We start from the raw sequence: 20,047 nt of genomic DNA, 5'->3' as shown, positions 1-20,047 counted from the left end.
AATTCTGATGATCCATCCGCCCTATGTGCACGACGACTACCTCGGCTCCGGCACCCCGTTCTCCCCGGACCGGCTTCCCTTCCTGCCCGTTGCGCCGCTGTACGCGGCCGAATTGCTGGAACGGCAGGGCCTCGCCGAACCCGTCCTGTTCGACTGCCAGCTCCACGACCTGCGCAGCGCCGAGAACCTGGAGGACTACGACGCGTTCGGCATCGCCGTCATGGGCGCGCAGAACATCAGCCCGGCGGCCCAGGTCCACCGCCACCTCACGGTCGAGCGCGAACTGCCCGCCCACCGGGTGCACGTCGGCGGCCAGGGGGTGGAACGGCTCTCCCCCGAGGAGTTCGAGCGCATCTTCCCCGGGGCGCACCAGACGGACCGGCGATGGCTGTCCGCGGCCCCCGGCGCCATGGACATCGACCTGCGCCGCCAGCTCGACCGCCTCCCCGAGGACGACCTGCGCACCTACCTGACCCATGAACTGACCCTGCCGTTCAGCCAGGGGTGCCTGTTCGGGTGCAGTTTCTGCGGGGCACAGATCCAGCAGCGCGAGTCGTTCTTCAACGTCCGCGCCCATCTGGAGAACGCCTGCCAGATCGCGGAGCGCCTCGGCCTGTCGTCGCTGTATCTCTACTGCACCTCGCTGGACTTCTTCCAGCAGGGCCTCCCGGGCGGGAACCTGGGGCTGCTCACCGCCCAGTTGGAAGCGGTCATCGAGGTCGAGGAGCGGTACCCGGAGATCCGTATCGGTCTGCACGCCCTGACCCGCGCCGACTCCTACAACGCCGCGATGTGCTCGGAGCAGGTCCGTGACCTCGTACTGCGCGCAGGGTTCGACCGGTTCGGCTTCGGCGCCGACGGCGCGGCGTCCGTCGCGGTGCTGCGGGCCATGCGCAAGCACGCCGACACGCTGCGCTCCGACCTGGTCACGGCCTTCCAGCACATGGAGGAGAACCGGTTCGTCCCGGAGATCCTCTATGTGTTCGGCATTCCCGAGGAGACCGAGGAGACGCTCGCCGAGACGCGCATGCTCTGCGGCCTGCTGCTGGAGACCTTCCCGTCGTCGGAGTACCGCGGGTTCCCCGCGAAGAACGAGATTCCGGGCAACTCCAACTGGAAACGCCCCGGATGGCGGGGCTCGGCGGCCCACCGCACGCTGCTCGACCACCCGGACCACTTCCTGAACCTGGGATTCGAAGCGCTGGCGAACGAGACCTCGCACCGCGATCCGGAGATGCGCATGATGGTCAACCGGTATGCCGTGGACATGAGCCGGCACGCACACGACCTCGGCCGGGTCCGCAGCTATCTGACCCTGCCGGTGGCGAGCCCCGGCGCCGCGGTCATGGACGAGGAGACGCTGGACGGTTTCCGCAGCATCGCCGCGCACTACGCCCCGGACGCCGCCGCCGAACTGCGGACGGACAATCTGGCCGAACTGCGGCCGGTGCTCAACTCCGCCATTCCCAAGGACTACTGAGGACTACTGAGAACTACTACCGTTCTTGAGCCGGCTCAAGGTCATGGCTGAGAGGGCTCATTCCTCGCGCGACGATCGTTCTTTGCCATCCGGCCATTGTGCACAACGGGAGAGGCCGGAGAAACCTACCCCTTCGCGTCCGCGTAGCACTGCACCACAGCCGTCGAGAACGGGAAGCGCACGGGCGTCTCGCCGAAGGCCGTCCGGCCGGCGAGGTCGCCCGCTGCGCGGATGGCCTCCGCGACGGCCTCCGCCTCCTCCTGCGGGCAGTGGACGATGACTTCGTCGTGCTGAAAGAAGACCAGCTCCGCCCGGAGTCCGGCGATCGCCTGCCGTACCGCGGCCAGCATGATCAGCGCCCAGTCGGCGGCGCTGCCCTGGACGACGAAGTTGCGCGTGAACCGTCCGCGGGCCCGGGCGCCCGCCGTGCTGCCGGGGGCGGCGGACGGCTCGTCCTGGGGGATGCCCGCCTCGTCGTCCACCGTGGTGGAGGAGGGCGGGCAGGTGCGGCCGAGCCAGGCGCGCACGAGGCGGCCCTCCTCGCCCGCGCGTGCCGCGTCGTCGACGTAGGCGACGGCCCGCGGGAAGCGGCGGCGCAGGTCGGCCAGGTGCTTGAGGCCGTCGCCGGAGGTCTGTCCGTAGATCGCGCCGAGCATGGCGAGCTTGGCCCGGTCACGGTCGCCGGAGAAGGCGCGCTCGGCGAGGTCCGCGTACAGGTCACGGCCGCTGCCGGCCACGTCCATCAGGCCGGGGTCACGGGAGATCGCGGCCAGCACGCGCGGCTCCATCTGGTCGGCGTCGGAGACGACCAGGCACCAGCCGGGATCGGCCACGACCGCGCGCCGGATGATCCGGGGGATCTGCAGGGCGCCGCCGCCGTTGGCCGTCCAGCGGCCGGAGACCGTGCCGCCCGGCAGGTATTCGGGGCGGAAGCGGCCGTCGCGCACCCAGGTCTGCAGCCAGGACCAGCCGTGGGCCGTGTGCACGCGGTAGAGCTTCTTGTACTCCAGGAGCGCCGGGACGGCGGGGTGGTCGATGCCCTGCAGCTCCCAGGCCCGGGTGGAGGTCAGGGCGATGCCCTGGCGCGCGAAGGCCCGGACGATGTCGGCGGCCAGGTCGGGCCGGACACGCTCGCCGAACGCCTGCGAGACCTCTTCGGCCAGTTCGGCCAGGCGCCGGGTCTCCTGGCCGCCCGGATAGCGCTCGCCCAGCAGGGACGTGAGCAGCTCACGGTGCACGTCCGCGCGCCAGGGCATCCCGGTGCGTCCCATCTCGGCGGCGACGAGCATGCCTGCCGACTCCGCGGCGGTCAGCAGCCGCATCCTGCCCGGGTGCGCGGTGCGCTCCGTGCGGGCGAGCTGGGCCGCGTACACCTGGAGCAGGGCGTCCAGTTCGTCGGTGCCCGGCGGCAGGGGCACCGGGCCGGGCTCGAACAGCGAGGGCTGGGTGTCGGCCGTGCGCACGGGCGGATCCTCCGGCACGGGCAGCCCGTGCAGCCGCGCCCAGCCGGCGGCCAGCGAGCGCGGCTGGCCCGCCTGGCCCTCCTCGTGGCCGGTGAGCAGGGCCTCCGCGGCCTCCACGTCGTAGCACCGCGCCACGCGGACGCCCTCGGCGAGCAGCCGCCCGTAGACCTCCCGCGTGGCACGCCACACCCACCGGTCGGCCTCGGGCCGGGCCCGCACCGCCTCGGCCAGGCTCCGCTCCGCCACGACCGGCCCGGCGGCCCGTCCTTCGCCGTCGACCGGGCACAGGCGCACGCCCTCGCCGCCCGTCCCTGCTGCCACTGCCCATCTCACGGGCACGACTCTGCCACCGGGGTCTGACAGTCGCCGGTGTCCGCGGGCGGGGCCGGTGATCGGAGCCGGTCCGGCGAACGGGCAACTTCCGTCACATTCAAGACCGTTGATGCGACCGGATGCACCCACAAGTGGTCAAGGGCGGAGTCGCCGTCCCCGGAGGGGATGAACATATCGGCTGCTCGTATGGGAAGCGGTTTTCCATGAGCAAGACTCCCTCTTGCCAGAGCTTTTGCTCTGCCACATCCCCCCTTCCACGATGGAGACATCATGAGCATCCGCAACGCCGCCGCCGTGACCGCCCTGGCCGCCGCCGCCATCGGCGCCGGAGCCGCCAGCGCCGCCGCCGACGGCGCCCACGCCGCGACGTGCAAGGACCCGGGCGTCGTCGCCGGGAACATCGCCCAGGTCGCGCCGCGCGTCTCGCCGAACGTCGGCGGCAACACCATCTCGGTCGTCGGCATCCTCAACAGCTCCACCGGCAACACGCTCGTCAACGAGTGAGCAGCCCCGGTTCCAGCCGCCGTGGGCACCGCGGGTGAGGCGCTGAAGCGCCCCGCACCCGCACCGGCCGCGCGTTCCTCGTCCACCTCCCGGCGAGGGCGCGCGGCCCTTCCCGTGCGGATCCGGAATGCGGGCCGCCGTTCCGGGCGGGAAGCTGGAGACGTCCAGCACCACGCACCTGCCCGACCCGGGACGGACGGATGCCGATGGCGGAGCCCGGGCCCCTCGACCGGCTCACCCCCGCACAGCTCGCCCGGCTGCGTCCGGCCCGGGAGCGGGACACCGACCGTCCCATGCTCGCCGTGCCGAGCGAGCGCCGGGCGTTCGGCGCCGGCTGGCTCTTCGAGCGGAAGCTGGACGGCGTGCGTGTCCTCGCCTCGCGCCGCGCGGACCGGGTGCACCTGGTCTCCCGGACCGGGCAGGCGGTCGGCAACGCCTATCCCGAACTCGTCGACGCCCTGGACGCACAGGACTGCGGCGACTTCACGGTCGACGGCGAGGTGGTCGCCCTGTCCCGGGGGCGGACCGACTTCGTCCGGCTCCAGCAGCGGATGCAGATCACCGACCCCGCCGTGGCGAGGGCGAGCAGGATCCGCGTCGTCTACTACCTCTTCGACCTGCTCAGCCTGAACGGCGTGGACACCACCGGGCTGCCGCTGCACACCCGCAAGGCCCTGCTCCGCGACGTCCTCGCCCTCCGGCCGCCGCTCCGCTTCACCGCACACCGCACGGGGGACGCCGGGGCCCTGCTGGCCGAGGCCTGCGCACGGGGCTGGGAAGGGCTGATGGCCAAGCGCGCCGACGCCCCGTACGTGCACCGGCGCTCCCGGGACTGGCTCAAGCTCAAGTGCACCACCGGGCAGGAGTTCGTCATCGGCGGCTTCACCGACCCGTCCGGCAGCCGCACCGGCTTCGGCGCACTGCTCCTCGGCCACTACGAGGACGGCCGGCTGCGGTACGCGGGCAAGGTGGGCACGGGGTTCTCCACGGCCGTGCTGGCCGGGCTGCGCCGCCGCCTCGACGGGCTCGGGCAGCGGCGCTCGCCGTTCCACGACGAGGTCCGGGAGAAGGGCGCCCACTGGGTGCGCCCCGAACTGGTCGCGCAGATCGCCTTCGCCGAATGGACCCCGGCGGGCCGGCTCCGGCACCCCCGCTACCTGGGGCTGCGCGACGACAAGGCCGCCGCGGACGTGGTCCGCGAGCGGCCCGCGCACGCCTGACGGATTCACGCCAATGTCGGACCGGCATCTACAGAACTCCCGTACTCCGCACGATCATTCCTGCACTGCCCGGCCGCCCGGCCGGGCACGGCAAGGGAGGGAACAGCCATGCGGAGAGCGAGACCCCTGTCCGTACCCCTGTCCGTCGCCATTGCGGCGTGCGCGGCCCTGACCACGGCCATGGCCGTACCGGCTTCGGCGACACCGGCGTCGGCGGCCCGGATCGCCGGTGCCGGCCGGGAGATCCACACCAGGGTCGACACCGGCATCTACTTCGGCCCCGGCCTGAGCACCCCGCAGATCGGCACGGCGTGGGCCGGCGACAACGTGGCCGGCATCTGCCAGGTCCTGGACAACAACGGCAAGCGGCTGGTGCTGAGCATCGAGAGGCCGGGGCGCAACGGCGTCCAGTGGGCCAACACCGCCGGTTACATCTGGGACCTCGACATCGTCGAGTACACCGGGAACCTGCCGAGCTGCGACGGCTACGGCAAGGGCGTCCACCCCCGGGTCGACACCGCCGTGTACTCCGGTCCCGGCCTGAGCACCCCGCAGGTCGGCACGGCGTGGGCCGGCGACGACGTCGCCGGGGTCTGCAAGATCGACGACAACAACGGCAAGCGTCTGGTGCTCGGTATCGAACGGCCCGGGCGCAACGGCGTCCAGTGGGCCAACAGCGCCGGCTACATCTGGGACCTCGACATCACCGAGTACACCGGCGACCTGCAGGACTGCGGCGTGTCGTGACCGCAGTGGGCGATCACGGCTTCCGGCAGGCCAGCCGCAGGTTCTGCATCCCGCGCTCCGCCCGCACCACCTCGAACCGCTCGCGGCACAGGGCGAGGACGGACGCGGCGCGCCGGGCGTGGAGCACGGGCCGCCACAGGAACAGCACCACCTGGCCGCCCGGGCGCAGCACACGCTCGGCCTCGGTCAACGCGGCCCGTGCGTCGGGCATTTCCTCCAGGCTGTAGCTGTAGAGGAGGGCGTCGAGGGAGGCTGTGGCGAAGGGCAGGGCACAGCCGTCCCCGGCGATGTACGCGATGCGGGCGCCCGGTGCGGCGGGCGGCTCGTGCGGGGTGTCCGCCGCGGCCGGGTCCAGGGCCACGAGCAGGCTCTGCGGGCCCAGGCGGCGGGCCAGTTCCGCGGTGTAGAAGCCGCCGCCGCTGCCGATCTCGGCGCACACCGTTCCCGGGCGTGCGGGGATCCAGCGCACGTCGCGGCGGGGGCGGTCGCCCAGGGCGGCGCGGATGGTGCGGTGGCTGATGAAGTGGTAGCAGCGGGCCGGTGTGCGGAGCATGGGGGGCGGCCTCAGCGGAATCCGGGCGCCGGTGCGCCGGGGACGGCTCGCGCCTGCGGGGCCGGAGCCTTGCCGCAGAACTCCGCTTCGAGGAGGGCGAAGATGTCGAAGACGAAGCCGTAGGCGTTGACGCTGAACACTGCGGTGTGGCCGGCGTCGCGCGTGCTGTTCACCAGGGAGAGGAATCCCGGGATGCCGCCGCCGTGGCCCCACACCGTGGTGCCGCAGGAGAGTCTTTGTTCGTCGATGCCCAGGCCGTACCGTCCGATCCCCCGGATTCCGGTGTCCACGGTCGTGAGCATTTCGTCGAGTTGGCGCTTGGGCAGGAGCCGGCCGCGGAGGAGCGCACGGTAGAAGGCCTGGAGGTCTCCGGCCGAGGAGATCATCTCGCCGGCCGACCCGGCGACGCTGGGGTTCATCGCCGTGACGTCGTGCAGCGGGGTGCCGGGGGATTCGCCGGGAAGTTTCATGTACCCGTGCTCGGCCGGGCGGGGAATGCGGGGCGAGGTGCCGGGGACGATGGTGGAGTGCAGGCCGAGCCGTTTGATGATGCGGTGTCTGATCTCGGTCGCGTACGAGTGGCCGGTCACCTTCTCGATGATCATCCCGGCCAGGATGTAGTTGGTGTTCGAGTAGCTCCATCCGGTGCCCGGTGCGAAGACCGGCCGGTGCGCCATCGCGGTCCGGACGAGCTCGCGGGGCCGGTAGGTGTCGAAGCGGTGGCGGGGGAAGTCCTTGCCGAAGAACTTGGCGGAGAGCACGGGGTCGTCGGTGTAGTTGAAGATCCCGCTGGTGTGGTTGAGGAGTTGGCGGACGGTGATGCGGCTGCCGTCATGGCCGTTGCCGTGGACCACGCCCGGCAGCCAGTGCTCCACCGTGTCCCCGAGGGCGAGCCGGTGCTCGGCCTCCAGCTGCAGCACGACCGTCGCGACGAACGTCTTGGTGTTGCTGCCGATGCGGAAGCGGTCACCGGGCCGCGGGGCCCGGCGGTTCCTCAGGTCGGCGACGCCGGACGAGGCGGTCCAGATACGCCCGGCCTCCCGCGCCCGGCCCAGCACTCCGGGCACCCCGCCGCGCACGATCGCGCCCATGACGGCCCGGGTGGCCGCGTGGCCGGCGGGGCGGGAGGCGGAGACGGGCGGGGCTGCGGAGAGCCCCGCACCGGTCAGTACTGCCGCCAGGACGGCCGGCAGGACGGTACGCAGCGGACGGCGCTTCGGCATGGGTGGCCTGCCTTTCCGGAACGGCGGGGGTGCCGCACCGGTGCGGCCATGGGCGGCCGCGAGCCGGTCGGCACTTCATCGCTACCGCGCAGGCCACGCCGCAATCGGCCGGGCCGCAGAACTCAGCCGAACGAGTGCGCGGCGCGCCTGCCTGTCACGGGCGCTCGTCCACGCGCACTTCCTCGACCCCCAGGTACATCACATTCGGCCGGGACGGGTGGAAGGCGATGGCGGAAATGCCGTCGTAGCGGTTGTGGGTCTTGGTGACCGTGCCCGTGGCGGCGTCGAAGCGGAACAGGTCGGTCCCCTCGCCCTGGAACCAGGTGCCGAACTCGAAGTACAGGACGTCCGGGTCGGCGGGGCTCGGGGCGAGCAGGGTGCTGTTGGTCAGCTTCGTCGCCCCGGAGTCGTCGACGGCCTTGGCGAAGGTGCGGCCGCCGTCGGTCGACCGGTACAGGTGGCGGCCCTCGGTGGCCGCGCCCGGGGCGGCCTCGACGAGGTCGATGCCCAGCGCGTAGACCACGGAGGGGTCGGCGGGCGAGACCGCCGCGCCGAAGAGGTTCGCGGAGCCGCCCGCGGTGCCCGACAGGCCGGTGACGGGGCTCCAGGTGGCGCCGCCGTCGGTGGTGACCGCGCCGCCGCGCACCATGGCGCCCACGACGGCGTGGTCGGGGTCCGCGGGATCGAAGGCGACGGTGTAGATGCCCGTTCCCCGGGGGAACGCCAGGGTTCCGGTGCGCCGCCAGTTCGCGCCCGCGTCCGTCGAGTCGTACAGCCACCCGTCCTTGCCGGCGAGGCGCACGTGGTCCGGGCGGGCGCGGTCGATGCCCAGGCCCATGATGGCGGTCGTGGGCGGCTTCAGGGCGGTGACGGTCCGGCCGTCCACGCGGGCGAGGTGGCGCCCGTTCGGCTCCCAGGCGAAGGCGCGGTCGCCGCGGGCCGCGGTGAGCCGGCTGGAGCTGCTGCCGAGCGTGGCGACCGGGGTCCAGGTGCAGCCGGCGTCGGACGACATCTGGAGCGTGCTGTTGTGCGTGGCGAGCAGCGTGTTGGCAGTCTCCAGGGCCACCAGGCCGTGCGTGTAGCCGGTCTGCCGGAGGGTGCCGGTGGTGGGAGCGAGGGTCCTGCCGTCGTCGGTGGTGAAGGTGACGGCCCCGTCGCCGGTGACCCGGCTGCAGGCCGGCAGGGTCCAGCCGTCGCCGCCCGCCGCTGCGGCGGGGAAGGACGGCTGGGCGATGGCGAAGGCCGCTACGGCCGTGATGACGGCCGTACGGATCCGCTTCATGGTCTCTCCCTTGTGGGGAACGGGCAGCAGTGCTGCTTGACGATCACGTTGTAGCCGCAAGGACCTTCGCCCCAGAACCGGTTCGGGCGCCAATCCTGCTGTCTCGTAATGATCTTGACGGAAGTCTTCCGCCGGGGGCGGCCGGGCGGGAAGGGCCCGGTTGGCCCTGGTGCTGGTGCCGGTCGGCCCGGCATCTCGTACGGTCGACAGTGACACTGCCGCCACAGAGGAGCACCGGGTCATGAGCGTCCACGACCGTGCGGACCACGGGGGTCACGTCGAGAGTGCCGACCACGTCAGTGTGCATCTGACCGCCTGCGGCCACGAGGACGCGGGCGCGGTCTTCCGCTCCCTGGAAGCGGCCTTCCCCGAGCTGGAGGAGGAGTCGCGCAGCGAGGTCACGGCGGCGTCCGCCGACATGGCCGACCGCATGGTCTGGTGCATGGTCGTCGACGCCCGCACCCGCACCGTGCCGTCGAAGGGCGTCCCGGTCGCGCTGTCGGCCCCCGTGAGCGTCGACCTCTTCGGCGCGGCGGATCCCGTCCGCCAGGTCCGGCAGGAGCTCGCGGCGGCGTTCGACGTGGAGGACCAGGGAACGGTTCCGGGCGAGCACGAGCTGGAGGTGCGGCTCAAACTCCGCCCGTCGTCGGCCGGTTAGGGCATCCCGTCATCGGACTCCGGTTGCTCCAGCCCTGACACTGGCATCCTCTGCGCGGGAGAAGGATCATGGCCCGGAACCAGGGGACGAGGAGGGCCGTGTCATGTCACAGGCGGATCCGGACGGGACGGAACCCGAAGGGCGCGTCGCGGGGGACGGCGTTGCGCCGACCGTGCTCGCGCAGGAGCGACGGCTGCACCGGGACCTCGGCTTCTGGGGTCTGACGGCCATCGGCTTCTCCAACATCGTCGGTTCCGGCTGGCTGTTCGCCGCGATGTACGCGGCACAGACGGCTGGGCCGGCGGCACTGCTGTCGTGGATCGGTGCGGGACTGCTGTGCGCGCTGGTGGCCCTGGTGATGATCGAGCTGGGGGCCAGCCGGCCGGAGGGCGGCGGCACGGTGCGCTGGCCGCTGTACGCCAGTGGCCGGCTGGTCGGCACACTGGTGGGCTGGTCGGTGCTGCTGTCGGTGGGCGGGACCGCGGCCGAGATCAGCGCGATCATGCAGTACATGGCGCACTACTGGCCGGTCATCTACAACGGTCACACGCTCACGCTCGCCGGACTGGGCGTCGCCGTCGCGCTCAGCGTGCTGCTGACGGCCCTGAACTGGTTCGCCGTACGGCTGTTCGCGCGGCTGAACAACCTCGTCTCGGTCTTCAAGGTCGTCGTACCGATCGTCACCGTCGTCGCCCTGTTCGCCTCCGGCTGGCACTCCGGGCGGCTGACCGACCACGGCGGCTTCGCGCCCTACGGCTACGCGGCCTGCCTGACCGCTCTGGCCGGGGGCGGCATCGTCTACTCGGTCAACGGCTTCCAGGCACCGCTGGACTTCTCCGGCGAGACGCCCAACCCCCGCAAGACCATTCCCGCTTCGGTGCTCACCGGCATCGCACTGGCCCTGCTGATGTACCTGGCGCTGCAGGTGGCCTTCCTGTTCACGGTGCCGGAACACCTGCTCGGGCACGGCTGGCGCGGGGTCAGCTTCGACTCGCCGTTCGGTCAGCTGGCACTCATCCTCAACCTGCACTGGCTGTCCAGCCTGCTGTACGCGGACGCCGTGCTCTCGCCCGGCGGTTCCGCCTACGTCGGGGTGGCCATCGACGCGCGGCACACCTACGCGCTCGCCAAGAACGGCACGCTCCCCCGGTTCTTCATGCAGGTGGACAGGCGCAGCGGCATTCCGCAACGCGCGCTGCTGCTCAACCTCGTGGTGATCGTGCTGTTCCTGCTGCCGTTCGGCGGCTGGCAGAGCATCGTGCGCGTCATGGGTGACATGTATCTGCTGATCTACGCGGCCTCGGCCGTCGCCGTCGCGGTGTTCCGGGCCGACCCGGACGGCGCCGGCACGGCCGGCTGGGTGCCCGGGCTGCGCTGGATCGCTCCCCTCAGCTTCGTGGTGTCGAGCGAGTTCGTGTACTGGTCCGGGTGGCACGACCTGCGGCTGGCCCTGCCCCTCGTGCTGGCCGGGCTGGTGCTCTTCGTCACCATGTGGCGTCCCGACCACGGCAGTTCACTGGCCGGTGAACTGCGCACGGGGACCTGGATGGTGGTGTACCTGGGGGTGCTGACCCTGCTGTCGTGGCTCGGCACGTTCAAGGGCTCGGGACGGCTGCCGGCCCCCTACGACTCGGTGACCGTGGCGGCCGTCTCACTCGGCGTCTTCTTCTGGGCCGTCCGGTCGGGCGTCCGGCAGCTGACGGCCGAACGCCTGAGGGCGCCGGCCGCATAGGGCGCCCCGTCAGGGGCGCGGGGAACTGCGCGACAAGCCCCCGCCGGCCCGCAGCCGACGCACCACCCAGGGATCCGGGGCGAAGCCCCAGGACATCGACTGCAGGCGCATCGTGGCTGAGCGCGCAGTTCCCCGCGCCCCTGACGGGGCACGAAGATCCGCCGGACACGCCTCAGCGGCAGCGAACCGGCAGCGTGCGCGGGCCGCGGACCAGCAGGCCCGGCCGGTACGGAAGCGTCTCCGGGTCGGCGGCGAGGCGCAGGTGCGGCAGTGCCGCGAACAGGCGCGGGAGCGCGACCGCGGCCTCCAGGCGGGCCAGACGGGAGCCGAGGCAGAAGTGCGGGCCGTGGCCGAACGCCAGGTGCGGCGCGGGCCGTCCGCCCTCGGAGCGGTGGCGGGCGGGCCGGAAGGCGTCCGGCTCGGGGAAGTACTCGGGGTCGCGGCCGGCTGCGGCGAGGACGACGAGGACCGAGGCCCCGGCCGGTACGACCGTGCCGCCGCCGAGGTCCACCGCCTCCGTCGTGCGCCGCCACGTCGTCCCCTCCAGGGGGCTCGCGTGCCGCAGCACCTCCTCGGTCACCGCGGCCCAGTGCCCGGGGCCGCCCCGCTGCGCGTCGGCCAGTTCCTGCGGGTGGGTGAGCAGCAGGAGCCCGGCGGAGGCGAGGAGGTTCATGGTGGTCTCGTAGCCGGCGAAGAGCAACAGGAAGGCCATGGCGAGCAGTTCGCCGTCGTCCAGCCCGCCCTCGGCGGCGTCGTGGACGAGGGCGCTGAACAGGTCGTCGCCCGGGGTGTGCCGCTTCCTCGCGATCAGCTCGGTGAAGTAGCCGTACAGGCGCGTCCAGGCGTCGTCGGCCGCGCCGTCCTCCAGCGCGTCGGCGGGCGACCCGACCCGGTAGGTCCAGGTGCGCAGGTCCGCGCGGTCGGCCTCCGGCACGCCGAGCACCTCGCCGATGACCAGGACCGGCAGCGGGAAGGCGAAGTGGTCGACCAGGTCGGCCGTGCCCTCCCGGGCCAGCCGCCCGGACAGTTCCGTGAGCAGCCCGTCGGTCAGCCGCTCGATGCGCGGGCGCAGGGCGTCGACGCGACGCGGGGTGAAGGCCGCGGTGGTCAGCCGGCGCAGCCGGGTGTGGTCGGGGGCGTCGGAGTTGAGCATGTGGCGGGCCAGGCACCCGCGGGCGCGCCGGGCCGGGGAGTCGGGCCGGGGGCGGCCGGCGCCCTGCGGCGGGACGTTCGAGAAGCGCGGATCGGCCAGGACCTCCCGGGCCTGCCGGTAGCCGGTGACGAGCCAGGCGTGGGTGCCGTTGGCCAGGGGCACGCGGGCCGCGGGGCCGCGGGCACGCAGCTGCGCGTAGTACGGGTACGGGTCGCGCGCGAAGCCGGGGTCCGCGGGGTTCAGGGGAGCGAGCACCTCGTCATCCTTGCCGATGCGCCGCGGCCCGTCGGCGGCGGGCCCCGTCAGGAGGGACCCCGGTCCGACTGTACGGTTCCTACAACTTTCCCCGGCCGGTGCCGGAGCGGCCGATTCCCGTTTGCCCTGCGGACGGACCGTATTGACTTCTGCACGGGCGTGTGGAATTGATGAAGCATTCGTATCCGGTATCCGGATTCCCACGGATACGGATTATTGCGCTCTCACATTTCCGTTCGCATCTGCTCGGCATCGTTTCCGCAGCCAGGCCGTGCCCGGCAGCACGGTCGCGACCACCATGGGAGCCCCATGTCCAGATTCCTGGCCACCGGCAGCGCACTCGCCGCCTTATGCGCCCCGGTATTGGCCACCAATGCATCGCCCGCGGCGGCGGCCGGTATCCAGGTGCCGCCCGACAAGATTGTGATCGAGATCGCGACCGTCAACGGCTCGGGCTGTCCGGCCGGCTCGGCCGCCGTCGCCGTCTCCCCGGACAACACCGCCTTCACCATTACGTACAGCAAATATCTCGCCCAGGTCGGCGTCGGCGCCTCGCCGACCGACTTCCGCAAGAACTGCCAGCTCAATCTGATCGTGCACGTCCCCCAGGGCTTCACCTACGCCGTCGCCAGCGCCGACTACCGCGGCTTCGCGCACCTCGAAACCGGCGCGACGGCCGAACAGAAGGCCTCGTACTACTTCCAGGGACAGCCGGACACCTCCGTCGCCTCCCACCCGTTCAAGGGCCCGCTCGTCGACAACTGGCAGGCCACGGACACCACCGACATCGCCCAGCGGGTGTGGTCGCCCTGCGGCGAGCAGCGCAACTTCAACGTCAACACGGAGCTGACCGTGGCGGCCGGGACCTCGGACCCGGAGAGGACCACCAGCTTCGTGACCATGGACTCCACCGACGGCGCCATCAACACCGTCTACCGGCTGGCCTGGAAGGACTGCCCCTCCAACTGACCGGCCGCCGCCAGCCGCCGGGCTGCCGGATCGCTGGTGCGCGACGCGTGGCAACGAGCGCAGCGGACGACGCGGACCCGGGCCGGCTCTGCGAGCGGCTCGCCGGGTTCGCCAGGACCCAGGAACGGATGCGGGCGCTGCTGGGGGCCATGCTCTCCGCCAGCGGGGAGCTGGAACTCGCCGTGGTGCTGCGCCGGATCGTCGCCACCGCCATGGAACTCGTCGGCGCCCGCTACGGCGCGCTCGGTGCCCTCGACGAAGAGGGCGCCGGGCTGGCCGACTTCATCCCCGTCGGCCTGGACGACGCGGAACGGGCCCGGCTGGAGGGGGTCGCGCTGCCGCACGGCGAGGGGCTGCCGGGCCTGCTGATCAGCGACCGCAGCCGCTGCGCGTGGACTCCACGGCCGCCGACTCCCGGTCCGCGGGGTTCCCGGAGGGCCACCCGCCGATGCACAGCCTGCTGGGCGTGGCCATCCCGGTGCGCGGGCACGTCTACGGAAACCTCTAGCAGGTCCGCAACGGCGCCGAGCAGTTCCAGCGGCTGCTGCTGCCCAGCCTGACCGACCTCGCGCCGTTCACCTCCTGGGCCCTGGCCTGCGAGCTCCGGCGTCCTGCCCAGCGCCCTGCTCGCCCGGCTCGACCGCACCCTGCAGGCGGTCGCCGACCCCACGATGGTGACCGTGTGCATGACCCGCATCGAGCCCTGCGAGGGCGGCTGGTCGCTGCTGTGGAGCAGCGCAGGGCACCCTCCGCCGCCGGGGGCCGATCAGGGGGCTCCCCCGGCACGACCACCGGCACGTCCTGCCGCCGGGCCCGACCGTGCCGATGTTCGCCGACGGGCTGTACGAGCATCCGAAGCGCGACATGGACGACGCCCTGCGCACGGTGGCGGAGGTCGCCGTGGCCCATGCGGGCCGACCACTGGACGTGCTGGGCAAGGCCGTTGCCGATGCGCGGCCGAGTGACGGCCACGACGACATGGCCGTCCTCGCCCTGCGGGCGCCGGGCCGGCCCGTGAAGTGCGGTGCGTGATCGCGCCCCAAAGGGGCGCGGGGAACTGCGCGACCAGCCACGACGAGCCCGCAGACGACGCGCCGCCCCCGCGCGGAGCGCCTAGCGCTGCGGGTCGCCGAACCAGCGGCCGAGCGCGGCGCCGAGTCCCTCGCCGCCGCCAGGGCCGGCCCAGCAGACGTGCCCGTCCGGGCGCAGCAGCACGGCCGCGGCACCATCGCCGCCGGGGATGCCGGCGGCCCGGTCGGCCGTGGTCCGGTCGGCCCGGTCCTGCCAGGGCCGCATCAGCGCCTCCAGGGCGGGCTGGGCGCCGGAGGTCAGCAGCAGACCCCGGCCGGTGGCCAGCCGGACATCCGCCATGTGCCGCCCCAGCAGCGGGTGTTCGGGAGAACCCGGCATCGCGTAGCGGATGTCGAGGCCCGAAATCATCCCGGCGATGCGGCGGTTGCCCTCTGCCGTCTCCAGCAGGCCGGTCACAATGGCTCGCAGGGCGCGGACGTCGGTGTCGGGAATCATCAGCACGCCCTGTGCCCGGGTGTTCTCCAGGACCCGCGCACCGACCGGGTGCCGCTCGGAGTGGTAGGTGTCCAGGAGGCCTTCCGGCGCCCGGCCCCGGATACAGGCGGCGAGCTTCCAGCCGAGGTTGACGGCGTCCTGCATGCCGAGGTTGAGCCCCTGCCCGCCCGCCGGAAGGTGGATGTGGGCAGCGTCCCCGGCGAGCAGCACCCGGCCGACGGCGTACTGCTCGGCCTGGCGCGAGGCGTCGGTGAAACGGGACGCCCAGCGGACCGCCTTCAGTCGGAGGGCGTCGCCGTGCTCGCGGTGCAGTGCCACGCGGACCTCGTCCTCGGTGACCGGGGCGTCGCGGTCGAGGCCCTGCTGCTCCGGTCCGCCGAACAGCATCCGGTGCAGTCCGTCGCCGAGCGGGAGCAGGAACGCTCCCGTTGCGTCGCGGACCTCGAAGGACGGCAACTGCCACTGCTCGGGCAGGACGCCGCCCGGGTCGTCGAGGACGACGTCCGCGACGACCATGGAGACGCGCCCGTCCCGGCCGGGGAAGGCGACCCCGAGCTCCCTGCGCACCCGGCTGCGGCTGCCGTCGGCCCCCACCAGGTACGCGGCCCGCAGCGAGCGCTGACCGTCCGGGCCGTCGACGGTCACGGTGACGCCCTCGGCGTCCTGCCGGAGCCCGGTCAGTTCGCAGCCGCGCAGCACCGGGATGCCGTACGCGGCGAGCCGCTGCTCCAGGTACTCCTCGACCCGGGGCTGCGGGATGCCGATCTGGTACGGGAAGCGGGTGCCGAGGGCCTCGTAGTCCAGCGGGATCCCGGCGAAGTGCCCGCCTTCCAGCCGGCCGACGGCCCGCTGCTGCAGCGGCTCCAGCCAGCCGCGCATCTCCAGCACCTCGGCGGTGCGCGGCTGCAGGCCCAGCGCCTTGGACTGGCCGCTGCGCTCGGGAAGCCGCTCCACGACCAGGGTGCGGACTCCGGCCAGCCCCAGTTCGTTGGCCAGCATCAGCCCGGTGGGCCCGGCGCCGGCGACGATCACATCGGTATCCGTCATCATGTCCCCCATATCCCCATACCCCCTGGTCCCGCTACGCCTTCAGCCCGTGCCGGGTGACATAGCGCGTGTGAAAGGTCAGCAGACCGGCGAGCACCACCAGCCACTGGGCGGTGCTGACCGCCACGATCAGGTCGACGGGCAGGGTGCAGGCCAGCACCACACGCACCCCTGCGTCCAGGGTGAACACCGCGCCCCACACGGCCGAGATCACGCGTATGTGCCGCCGGAACGCCTCGTCCTGCTCCCACCGGGACTCCCACTCCCGCGCGCCGGCCTCCCCCGTCTTCGCGACGGCGATCGTCCGCCCCATGGTGAGTATGAAGGGGCGCCGCGTCGGCAGCGTGCCGAGCACCCACAGCCCCATCAGGCCGAAGATCCAGCTGTCGCGGATCAGCAACACCCGGGCGTCGCCCGTCACCATGGCCATCAGCGTGCCCACGAACATCAGGACCAGGCTGAAGAGCGCGGTCGCGTCGACCCTGCGCTGCCGGACCATGCCGTGGACGATCCACGGCACGCTCAGCAGGGCACCCACCGCCAGGGCCTGCCACTGTCCCCACCCCGCGGCGCGCAGCCCGTAGTAGCTGCCGAGCGGCAGGGCGAGCTCGAGGACAAGCTGCCGTGCGAGGTGCCGGCGCAGGCCGGCGGCCTTCTCCTTCTCCGTCGGGCGGCGCACCGCGGCCGACTGCTCCCTGGCCGGCTGCTCCTGCAGCGCCTGCCCGTTCTCCCGTTCGCTGCGCATTGCCGTTTCCCCCGTCATGCGTAAGTCCGTCTGCGCATCTGTCCGTGCATCTGTCCGTGATGCCGTCACGGTGCGGTGTTGCGCGTCGCGCGGTCGAATATCTCCGCCAGCTCCCGGCCGCAGGCCGTCACGTCGAGGCCGGGCTCGCGCGCCGCGCGGCCGACCACCTCGTCGATGGCGCCGCGCATCGCGTGGACCATCACGTCGGCGTCGAACTCCCTGAAGGCGCCCACCCGCTGGCCCTCGCGCATGCGTTCCGCCAGGACGCGGTTCATCTCCTCCGTCACACCGACGAACTCGCCCAACCCCGCACTGTCCCCGCGAACGTTGGTCAGCACCTCGATCAGGGCCGGCAGATGCTTCGGATACTCGACGAGCAGCGCCAGGTTCGACTCGATGTGCGTGCGCAGCCGCGCCGAGAAGTCGGACTCGGCCTCGATCCTCGGCCGCATGTAGGCCTCGGCGACGCGCATGACCTCGACGACCACCTCGCGCATGAGGTCGTCCTTGCCGGCGAAGTGGTACGAGATCATCCCCGTGCTGCTGAGCCCGGCGTGCCGGGCTATCCGTGCGAACGAGGCCTTGCTGTAGCCGACTTCGGCGATGACCTCGATGGCGGCGGCGACGATCTGCGCCCTCCGGGCGGACTCGGTGAACGTCCGGGCCCCGGGGGCATCTTGCTTGTCCGAGCTGTTGCTTGCTTGCATGAGCAAGACGGTACCGGACACTTGCTCGGTCGAGCAAGAGGTTGTTCGAGCAAGCAAGTTGACGGAGAGATTCCGCTTCCAGGCAGGCATCCGGGCAGGCAAAAGGGCCCGCCGCGACCTGCGGCGGGCCCGAGTGCCGAGCGCGGTGTGTCAGGAGATGGACGGACCGTTCGGGATGGAGTTCACCGCCTCGTAGGGCAGGTTCTGGATCCTGTTCCAGGCGAAGTAGTACTTGTCCATCGCCGCCGGGCTGGTGATCCAGCGCTTGACGCCGTTGCTGAACAGATAGACCTCGGGCCGGTCCGGCGACTTGCCGAGAAACGCGCCGTCGCTGAGCGCGCCGCCCTCCGTGATGTTCCCGATGTCGAGGACCGACACGACGCCGTTCCAGTCACGGAACAGATTGTCGTAGGTGCCCGGGTTGGGTATCCAGTGGCGCCTGCCGTCGAGAACCAAGTAGATGGCAGGGCCGTCGACGGCCTTGATGCGCAGGCCGTTCAGGTCGGGTCTGTCTCTCTGCGGCTTCGCCGTCGAACTGTGCGACGCCGCGTCCGGGGTCGTGGCCACGGCCGCGGACGCCGTCGTCACCCCGGCGGAGGAGGCGAGCACCAGGGCCAGGGCCGCAGCACACCATGAACGTTTCGTCACTGTTCCTCCATGGATTCCGAAGGAGCGCGGGCCTTTGGGCGCGACAACCGTCGTGGCAGCCCGCCCGGGTGTCAAGGGACGTCCTCAGCCGCTCCGCGGGTGGTCGGCGATTCCTCGCCAAGACCGCTCCCGTAGGCTCCCTCCCCATGAAGATCACCGCCATCTCCGGGAGTCTGCGGGACCGTTCGGCCAACGGCACCGTCCTGCGCACGGCACTGGAACTCGCCGACGCCGAGGCCCGCACCGCCGACATCGGCTCCCTCCCCCACTTCAACCCCGACCTCGACGGCGAGGGCGCCGTCGCCCCCGCACCGGTCGCCGCCCTGCGGGCCTCCGTGGCGGAGGCCGACGCGGTGCTGATCGTCAGCCCCGAGTACGCGCACGGCGTGCCCGGCGTGCTCAAGAACGCGCTCGACTGGCTCGTCAGCAGCGGCGAGTTCATCGACAAGCCGGTCGGCGTGATCACCGCCTCCCCGTCGCCGACCGGAGGCGACTTCGCCAACGCCCAGTTGCGCGAGACGCTCAGGATGATGACCGGCATGGTCGTCGACGACGCCTGCCTGTGCATCGGGCTGATCGCGACGCGCATCGACCAGGGCACCGGACGCATCGCCAACGAACCGACGCTCGCCTCGCTCTCCGCGGCCCTCAGGGCGCTGGGTCAGGCCGCGGCCTGACCGCTCCGCAGGGGGGTGCGGTGCGTCGCCTGCGGGCTCGTCGTGGTTGGTCGCGCCCACGCAGCGGAGCCGCTGGAGGTACCTCCTGGGGGCACCCCCAGCGGTAGCTGGGGGAGGTAGCCGGGGGAGTCACAGCCCCGCCCCCCTTACGGGGCGCGATCACGCACCGCACTTCAGCATCGCCGCCGGTGTCGCGCGCAACGGCGAGGCCCCGTCACCTTCGCCGCACTCAACCGTCAGGCAGCAAGGCCTTCATGGGCAGCGCCGCCGCCTCCGCCGATGGCCGGGAGAGATACAGGTCCGCGTGGTAGTAGCCGTCGTCCTCCTTGCCCGCCGGGTCCAGCCGTTGCCGGCCGAGCGCCTCGAAGGCGGCGGCCCGTTCGTGTCCGTCGGCGAACCGGCGCTGTCGGAAGGTGTGTCCATCGAGTTTCTCGGTCACCAGCCCGGCCTCCGTGAACAGGTCGACGACCGGCTGGTAGGAGATCGTGCGCAGGACGAACGCCGCGATCCACGGCGGTGCCGACAGGCAGTCGAAGAGCCGGGTGAAGGTGCGGGTGAAGATGTAGCCCAGGCCGCCGGTCACCGTGATCAGGTGCGTGCCGGCGACGCCCCGGCGCAGTGCCTCTGACGGCTGGTGGTCCTCAAGGTTCTCGGCGAAGGCGTGTTCGAGGAGGCCGACGGAGCGGGCGTAGCCGACGGCCTGGGGCGCGGCGTCCAGGCCGACCACGTGCACGGCGTCCGGACGGCGGCGCTCGGCGAAGTAGGCGCGGTCCGCGGCGGCGAGCCCGGCCGCCGGGACGGCCGACAGCTCGCCGTCCGTGTAGCGCTCGTAGAGCTCGGCCAGGGTGACCTCGTGGTTGAGCAGGGCGGCGTTGATCCCGTAGGAACAGCACAGGTCCAGGACGGTCAGCGGCGCACCGCCCGTGCGCAGCGGGCCCAGGGTGGCGAGCAGGGTACGGAAGACGGCCTGGGCGTGGTGCGGGACCTGGTACTGCAGCGGCGCCAGGGTGCTGAAATAGGCGCGCGGGTCCGGGCAGTTGTAGATGGCGTGGAAATCGGCTTTTCCCCAGTCCGAGCATTTCGTCTGATCCGTCTGAGCGGTCATCCTGCGGGCCCTCCTGATT

The 20,047-nt window shown here is 72.2% G+C and carries 20 protein-coding genes; 10 read left to right on the top strand and 10 right to left on the bottom strand.

The genetic code is table 11. From position 1 onward, the window contains the following. Window positions 1-7 precede the first annotated feature (7 nt). Window positions 8-1,480: a hypothetical protein gene (locus tag ACMATS_RS35175; RefSeq protein ID WP_414170272.1), complete on the top strand. Its 1,473-nt coding sequence runs from the start codon at window positions 8-10 to the stop codon at window positions 1,478-1,480. 125 nt (window positions 1,481-1,605) lie between these two features. Here the strand turns inward: ACMATS_RS35175 and ACMATS_RS35170 are convergent, their stop codons facing one another. Beyond that, window positions 1,606-3,282, bottom strand: a complete 1,677-nt coding sequence (locus tag ACMATS_RS35170; RefSeq protein ID WP_414170271.1) for a bifunctional 3'-5' exonuclease/DNA polymerase — start codon at window positions 3,280-3,282, stop codon at window positions 1,606-1,608. Window positions 3,283-3,546: 264 nt separating this feature from the next. Between ACMATS_RS35170 and ACMATS_RS35165 the strand changes: the two genes are divergently transcribed. The 3 genes from ACMATS_RS35165 to ACMATS_RS35155 all read left to right on the top strand — a co-directional run bounded on the left by ACMATS_RS35165 (window position 3,547) and on the right by ACMATS_RS35155 (window position 5,747). Continuing rightward, on the top strand, window positions 3,547-3,780 hold the full coding sequence (locus ACMATS_RS35165; RefSeq protein WP_390775332.1) for a chaplin family protein: 234 nt from the start codon (window positions 3,547-3,549) through the stop codon (window positions 3,778-3,780). 206 nt (window positions 3,781-3,986) lie between these two features. After that, window positions 3,987-5,000, top strand: a complete 1,014-nt coding sequence (ligD, locus tag ACMATS_RS35160) for a non-homologous end-joining DNA ligase (RefSeq protein WP_390775333.1) — start codon at window positions 3,987-3,989, stop codon at window positions 4,998-5,000. A gap of 108 nt (window positions 5,001-5,108) precedes the next feature. Continuing rightward, on the top strand, window positions 5,109-5,747 hold the full coding sequence (locus tag ACMATS_RS35155) for a hypothetical protein (protein ID WP_390775334.1): 639 nt from the start codon (window positions 5,109-5,111) through the stop codon (window positions 5,745-5,747). A 13-nt stretch (window positions 5,748-5,760) separates the two neighbouring features. On the opposite strand, the gene ACMATS_RS35150 is transcribed toward ACMATS_RS35155, so the two are convergent. From ACMATS_RS35150 to ACMATS_RS35140, 3 genes are all read right to left on the bottom strand, one after another. Then, on the bottom strand, window positions 5,761-6,300 hold the full coding sequence (locus tag ACMATS_RS35150; RefSeq protein ID WP_390775335.1) for a class I SAM-dependent methyltransferase: 540 nt from the start codon (window positions 6,298-6,300) through the stop codon (window positions 5,761-5,763). Between the two features lie 11 nt (window positions 6,301-6,311). Next, window positions 6,312-7,523: a serine hydrolase domain-containing protein gene (locus tag ACMATS_RS35145; RefSeq protein ID WP_414170270.1), complete on the bottom strand. Its 1,212-nt coding sequence runs from the start codon at window positions 7,521-7,523 to the stop codon at window positions 6,312-6,314. A 154-nt stretch (window positions 7,524-7,677) separates the two neighbouring features. Then, on the bottom strand, window positions 7,678-8,805 hold the full coding sequence (locus tag ACMATS_RS35140) for a dispase autolysis-inducing protein (protein WP_414170269.1): 1,128 nt from the start codon (window positions 8,803-8,805) through the stop codon (window positions 7,678-7,680). Between the two features lie 241 nt (window positions 8,806-9,046). Between ACMATS_RS35140 and ACMATS_RS35135 the strand changes: the two genes are divergently transcribed. Both ACMATS_RS35135 and ACMATS_RS35130 read left to right on the top strand, forming a co-directional pair. After that, window positions 9,047-9,463, top strand: a complete 417-nt coding sequence (locus tag ACMATS_RS35135; RefSeq protein WP_390775338.1) for a hypothetical protein — start codon at window positions 9,047-9,049, stop codon at window positions 9,461-9,463. Between the two features lie 103 nt (window positions 9,464-9,566). Further along, on the top strand, window positions 9,567-11,195 hold the full coding sequence (locus tag ACMATS_RS35130; protein WP_414170268.1) for an APC family permease: 1,629 nt from the start codon (window positions 9,567-9,569) through the stop codon (window positions 11,193-11,195). A 172-nt stretch (window positions 11,196-11,367) separates the two neighbouring features. Here the strand turns inward: ACMATS_RS35130 and ACMATS_RS35125 are convergent, their stop codons facing one another. After that, window positions 11,368-12,603: a cytochrome P450 family protein gene (locus tag ACMATS_RS35125; protein ID WP_414170267.1), complete on the bottom strand. Its 1,236-nt coding sequence runs from the start codon at window positions 12,601-12,603 to the stop codon at window positions 11,368-11,370. A gap of 309 nt (window positions 12,604-12,912) precedes the next feature. Here ACMATS_RS35125 and ACMATS_RS35120 point away from each other — a divergent pair, with 309 nt between their 5' ends. The 3 genes from ACMATS_RS35120 to ACMATS_RS35110 all read left to right on the top strand — a co-directional run bounded on the left by ACMATS_RS35120 (window position 12,913) and on the right by ACMATS_RS35110 (window position 14,604). Further along, window positions 12,913-13,572, top strand: coding sequence for a DUF4360 domain-containing protein (locus tag ACMATS_RS35120; RefSeq protein ID WP_390775341.1), 660 nt, complete (start codon window positions 12,913-12,915; stop codon window positions 13,570-13,572). Between the two features lie 47 nt (window positions 13,573-13,619). Further along, complete coding sequence (locus ACMATS_RS35115; RefSeq protein ID WP_414170266.1) at window positions 13,620-14,132, top strand: hypothetical protein; 513 nt, start codon at window positions 13,620-13,622, stop codon at window positions 14,130-14,132. 265 nt (window positions 14,133-14,397) lie between these two features. Further along, window positions 14,398-14,604 carry a hypothetical protein gene (locus ACMATS_RS35110; RefSeq protein ID WP_414170854.1) on the top strand — a complete coding sequence of 69 codons (207 nt, stop codon included), beginning with the start codon at window positions 14,398-14,400 and terminating at the stop codon, window positions 14,602-14,604. Window positions 14,605-14,685: 81 nt separating this feature from the next. Here the strand turns inward: ACMATS_RS35110 and ACMATS_RS35105 are convergent, their stop codons facing one another. The 4 genes from ACMATS_RS35105 to ACMATS_RS35090 all read right to left on the bottom strand — a co-directional run bounded on the left by ACMATS_RS35105 (window position 14,686) and on the right by ACMATS_RS35090 (window position 18,246). Continuing rightward, entirely contained in the window at window positions 14,686-16,146 is a 1,461-nt protein-coding gene (locus tag ACMATS_RS35105; protein ID WP_414170265.1) for an FAD-dependent monooxygenase, read from the bottom strand. A 34-nt stretch (window positions 16,147-16,180) separates the two neighbouring features. After that, complete coding sequence (locus ACMATS_RS35100; protein WP_414170264.1) at window positions 16,181-16,891, bottom strand: VC0807 family protein; 711 nt, start codon at window positions 16,889-16,891, stop codon at window positions 16,181-16,183. A gap of 65 nt (window positions 16,892-16,956) precedes the next feature. Then, on the bottom strand, window positions 16,957-17,598 hold the full coding sequence (locus ACMATS_RS35095) for a TetR/AcrR family transcriptional regulator (RefSeq protein WP_414170263.1): 642 nt from the start codon (window positions 17,596-17,598) through the stop codon (window positions 16,957-16,959). A gap of 150 nt (window positions 17,599-17,748) precedes the next feature. Then, a complete protein-coding gene (locus ACMATS_RS35090; RefSeq protein ID WP_414170262.1) occupies window positions 17,749-18,246 on the bottom strand; it encodes a hypothetical protein in 498 nt (165 codons plus the stop codon). Between the two features lie 146 nt (window positions 18,247-18,392). On the opposite strand from ACMATS_RS35090, the gene ACMATS_RS35085 reads away from it, so the two are divergent. Then, the gene (locus ACMATS_RS35085) at window positions 18,393-18,923 is read left to right on the top strand and encodes an NADPH-dependent FMN reductase (protein WP_414170261.1); all 531 of its coding nucleotides are present in this window, start codon (window positions 18,393-18,395) and stop codon (window positions 18,921-18,923) included. 229 nt (window positions 18,924-19,152) lie between these two features. On the opposite strand, the gene ACMATS_RS35080 is transcribed toward ACMATS_RS35085, so the two are convergent. Further along, window positions 19,153-20,028 carry a hypothetical protein gene (locus ACMATS_RS35080; protein ID WP_414170260.1) on the bottom strand — a complete coding sequence of 292 codons (876 nt, stop codon included), beginning with the start codon at window positions 20,026-20,028 and terminating at the stop codon, window positions 19,153-19,155. Window positions 20,029-20,047 lie beyond the last annotated feature (19 nt).

The organism is Streptoverticillium reticulum (assembly GCF_047456005.1).
GTDB classification, from domain to species: Bacteria; Actinomycetota; Actinomycetes; order Streptomycetales; family Streptomycetaceae; genus Streptomyces; species Streptomyces reticulum.
Note: the sequence above shows the minus strand (reverse complement) of the source record. Positions and strands in the feature narration are given on the sequence as shown.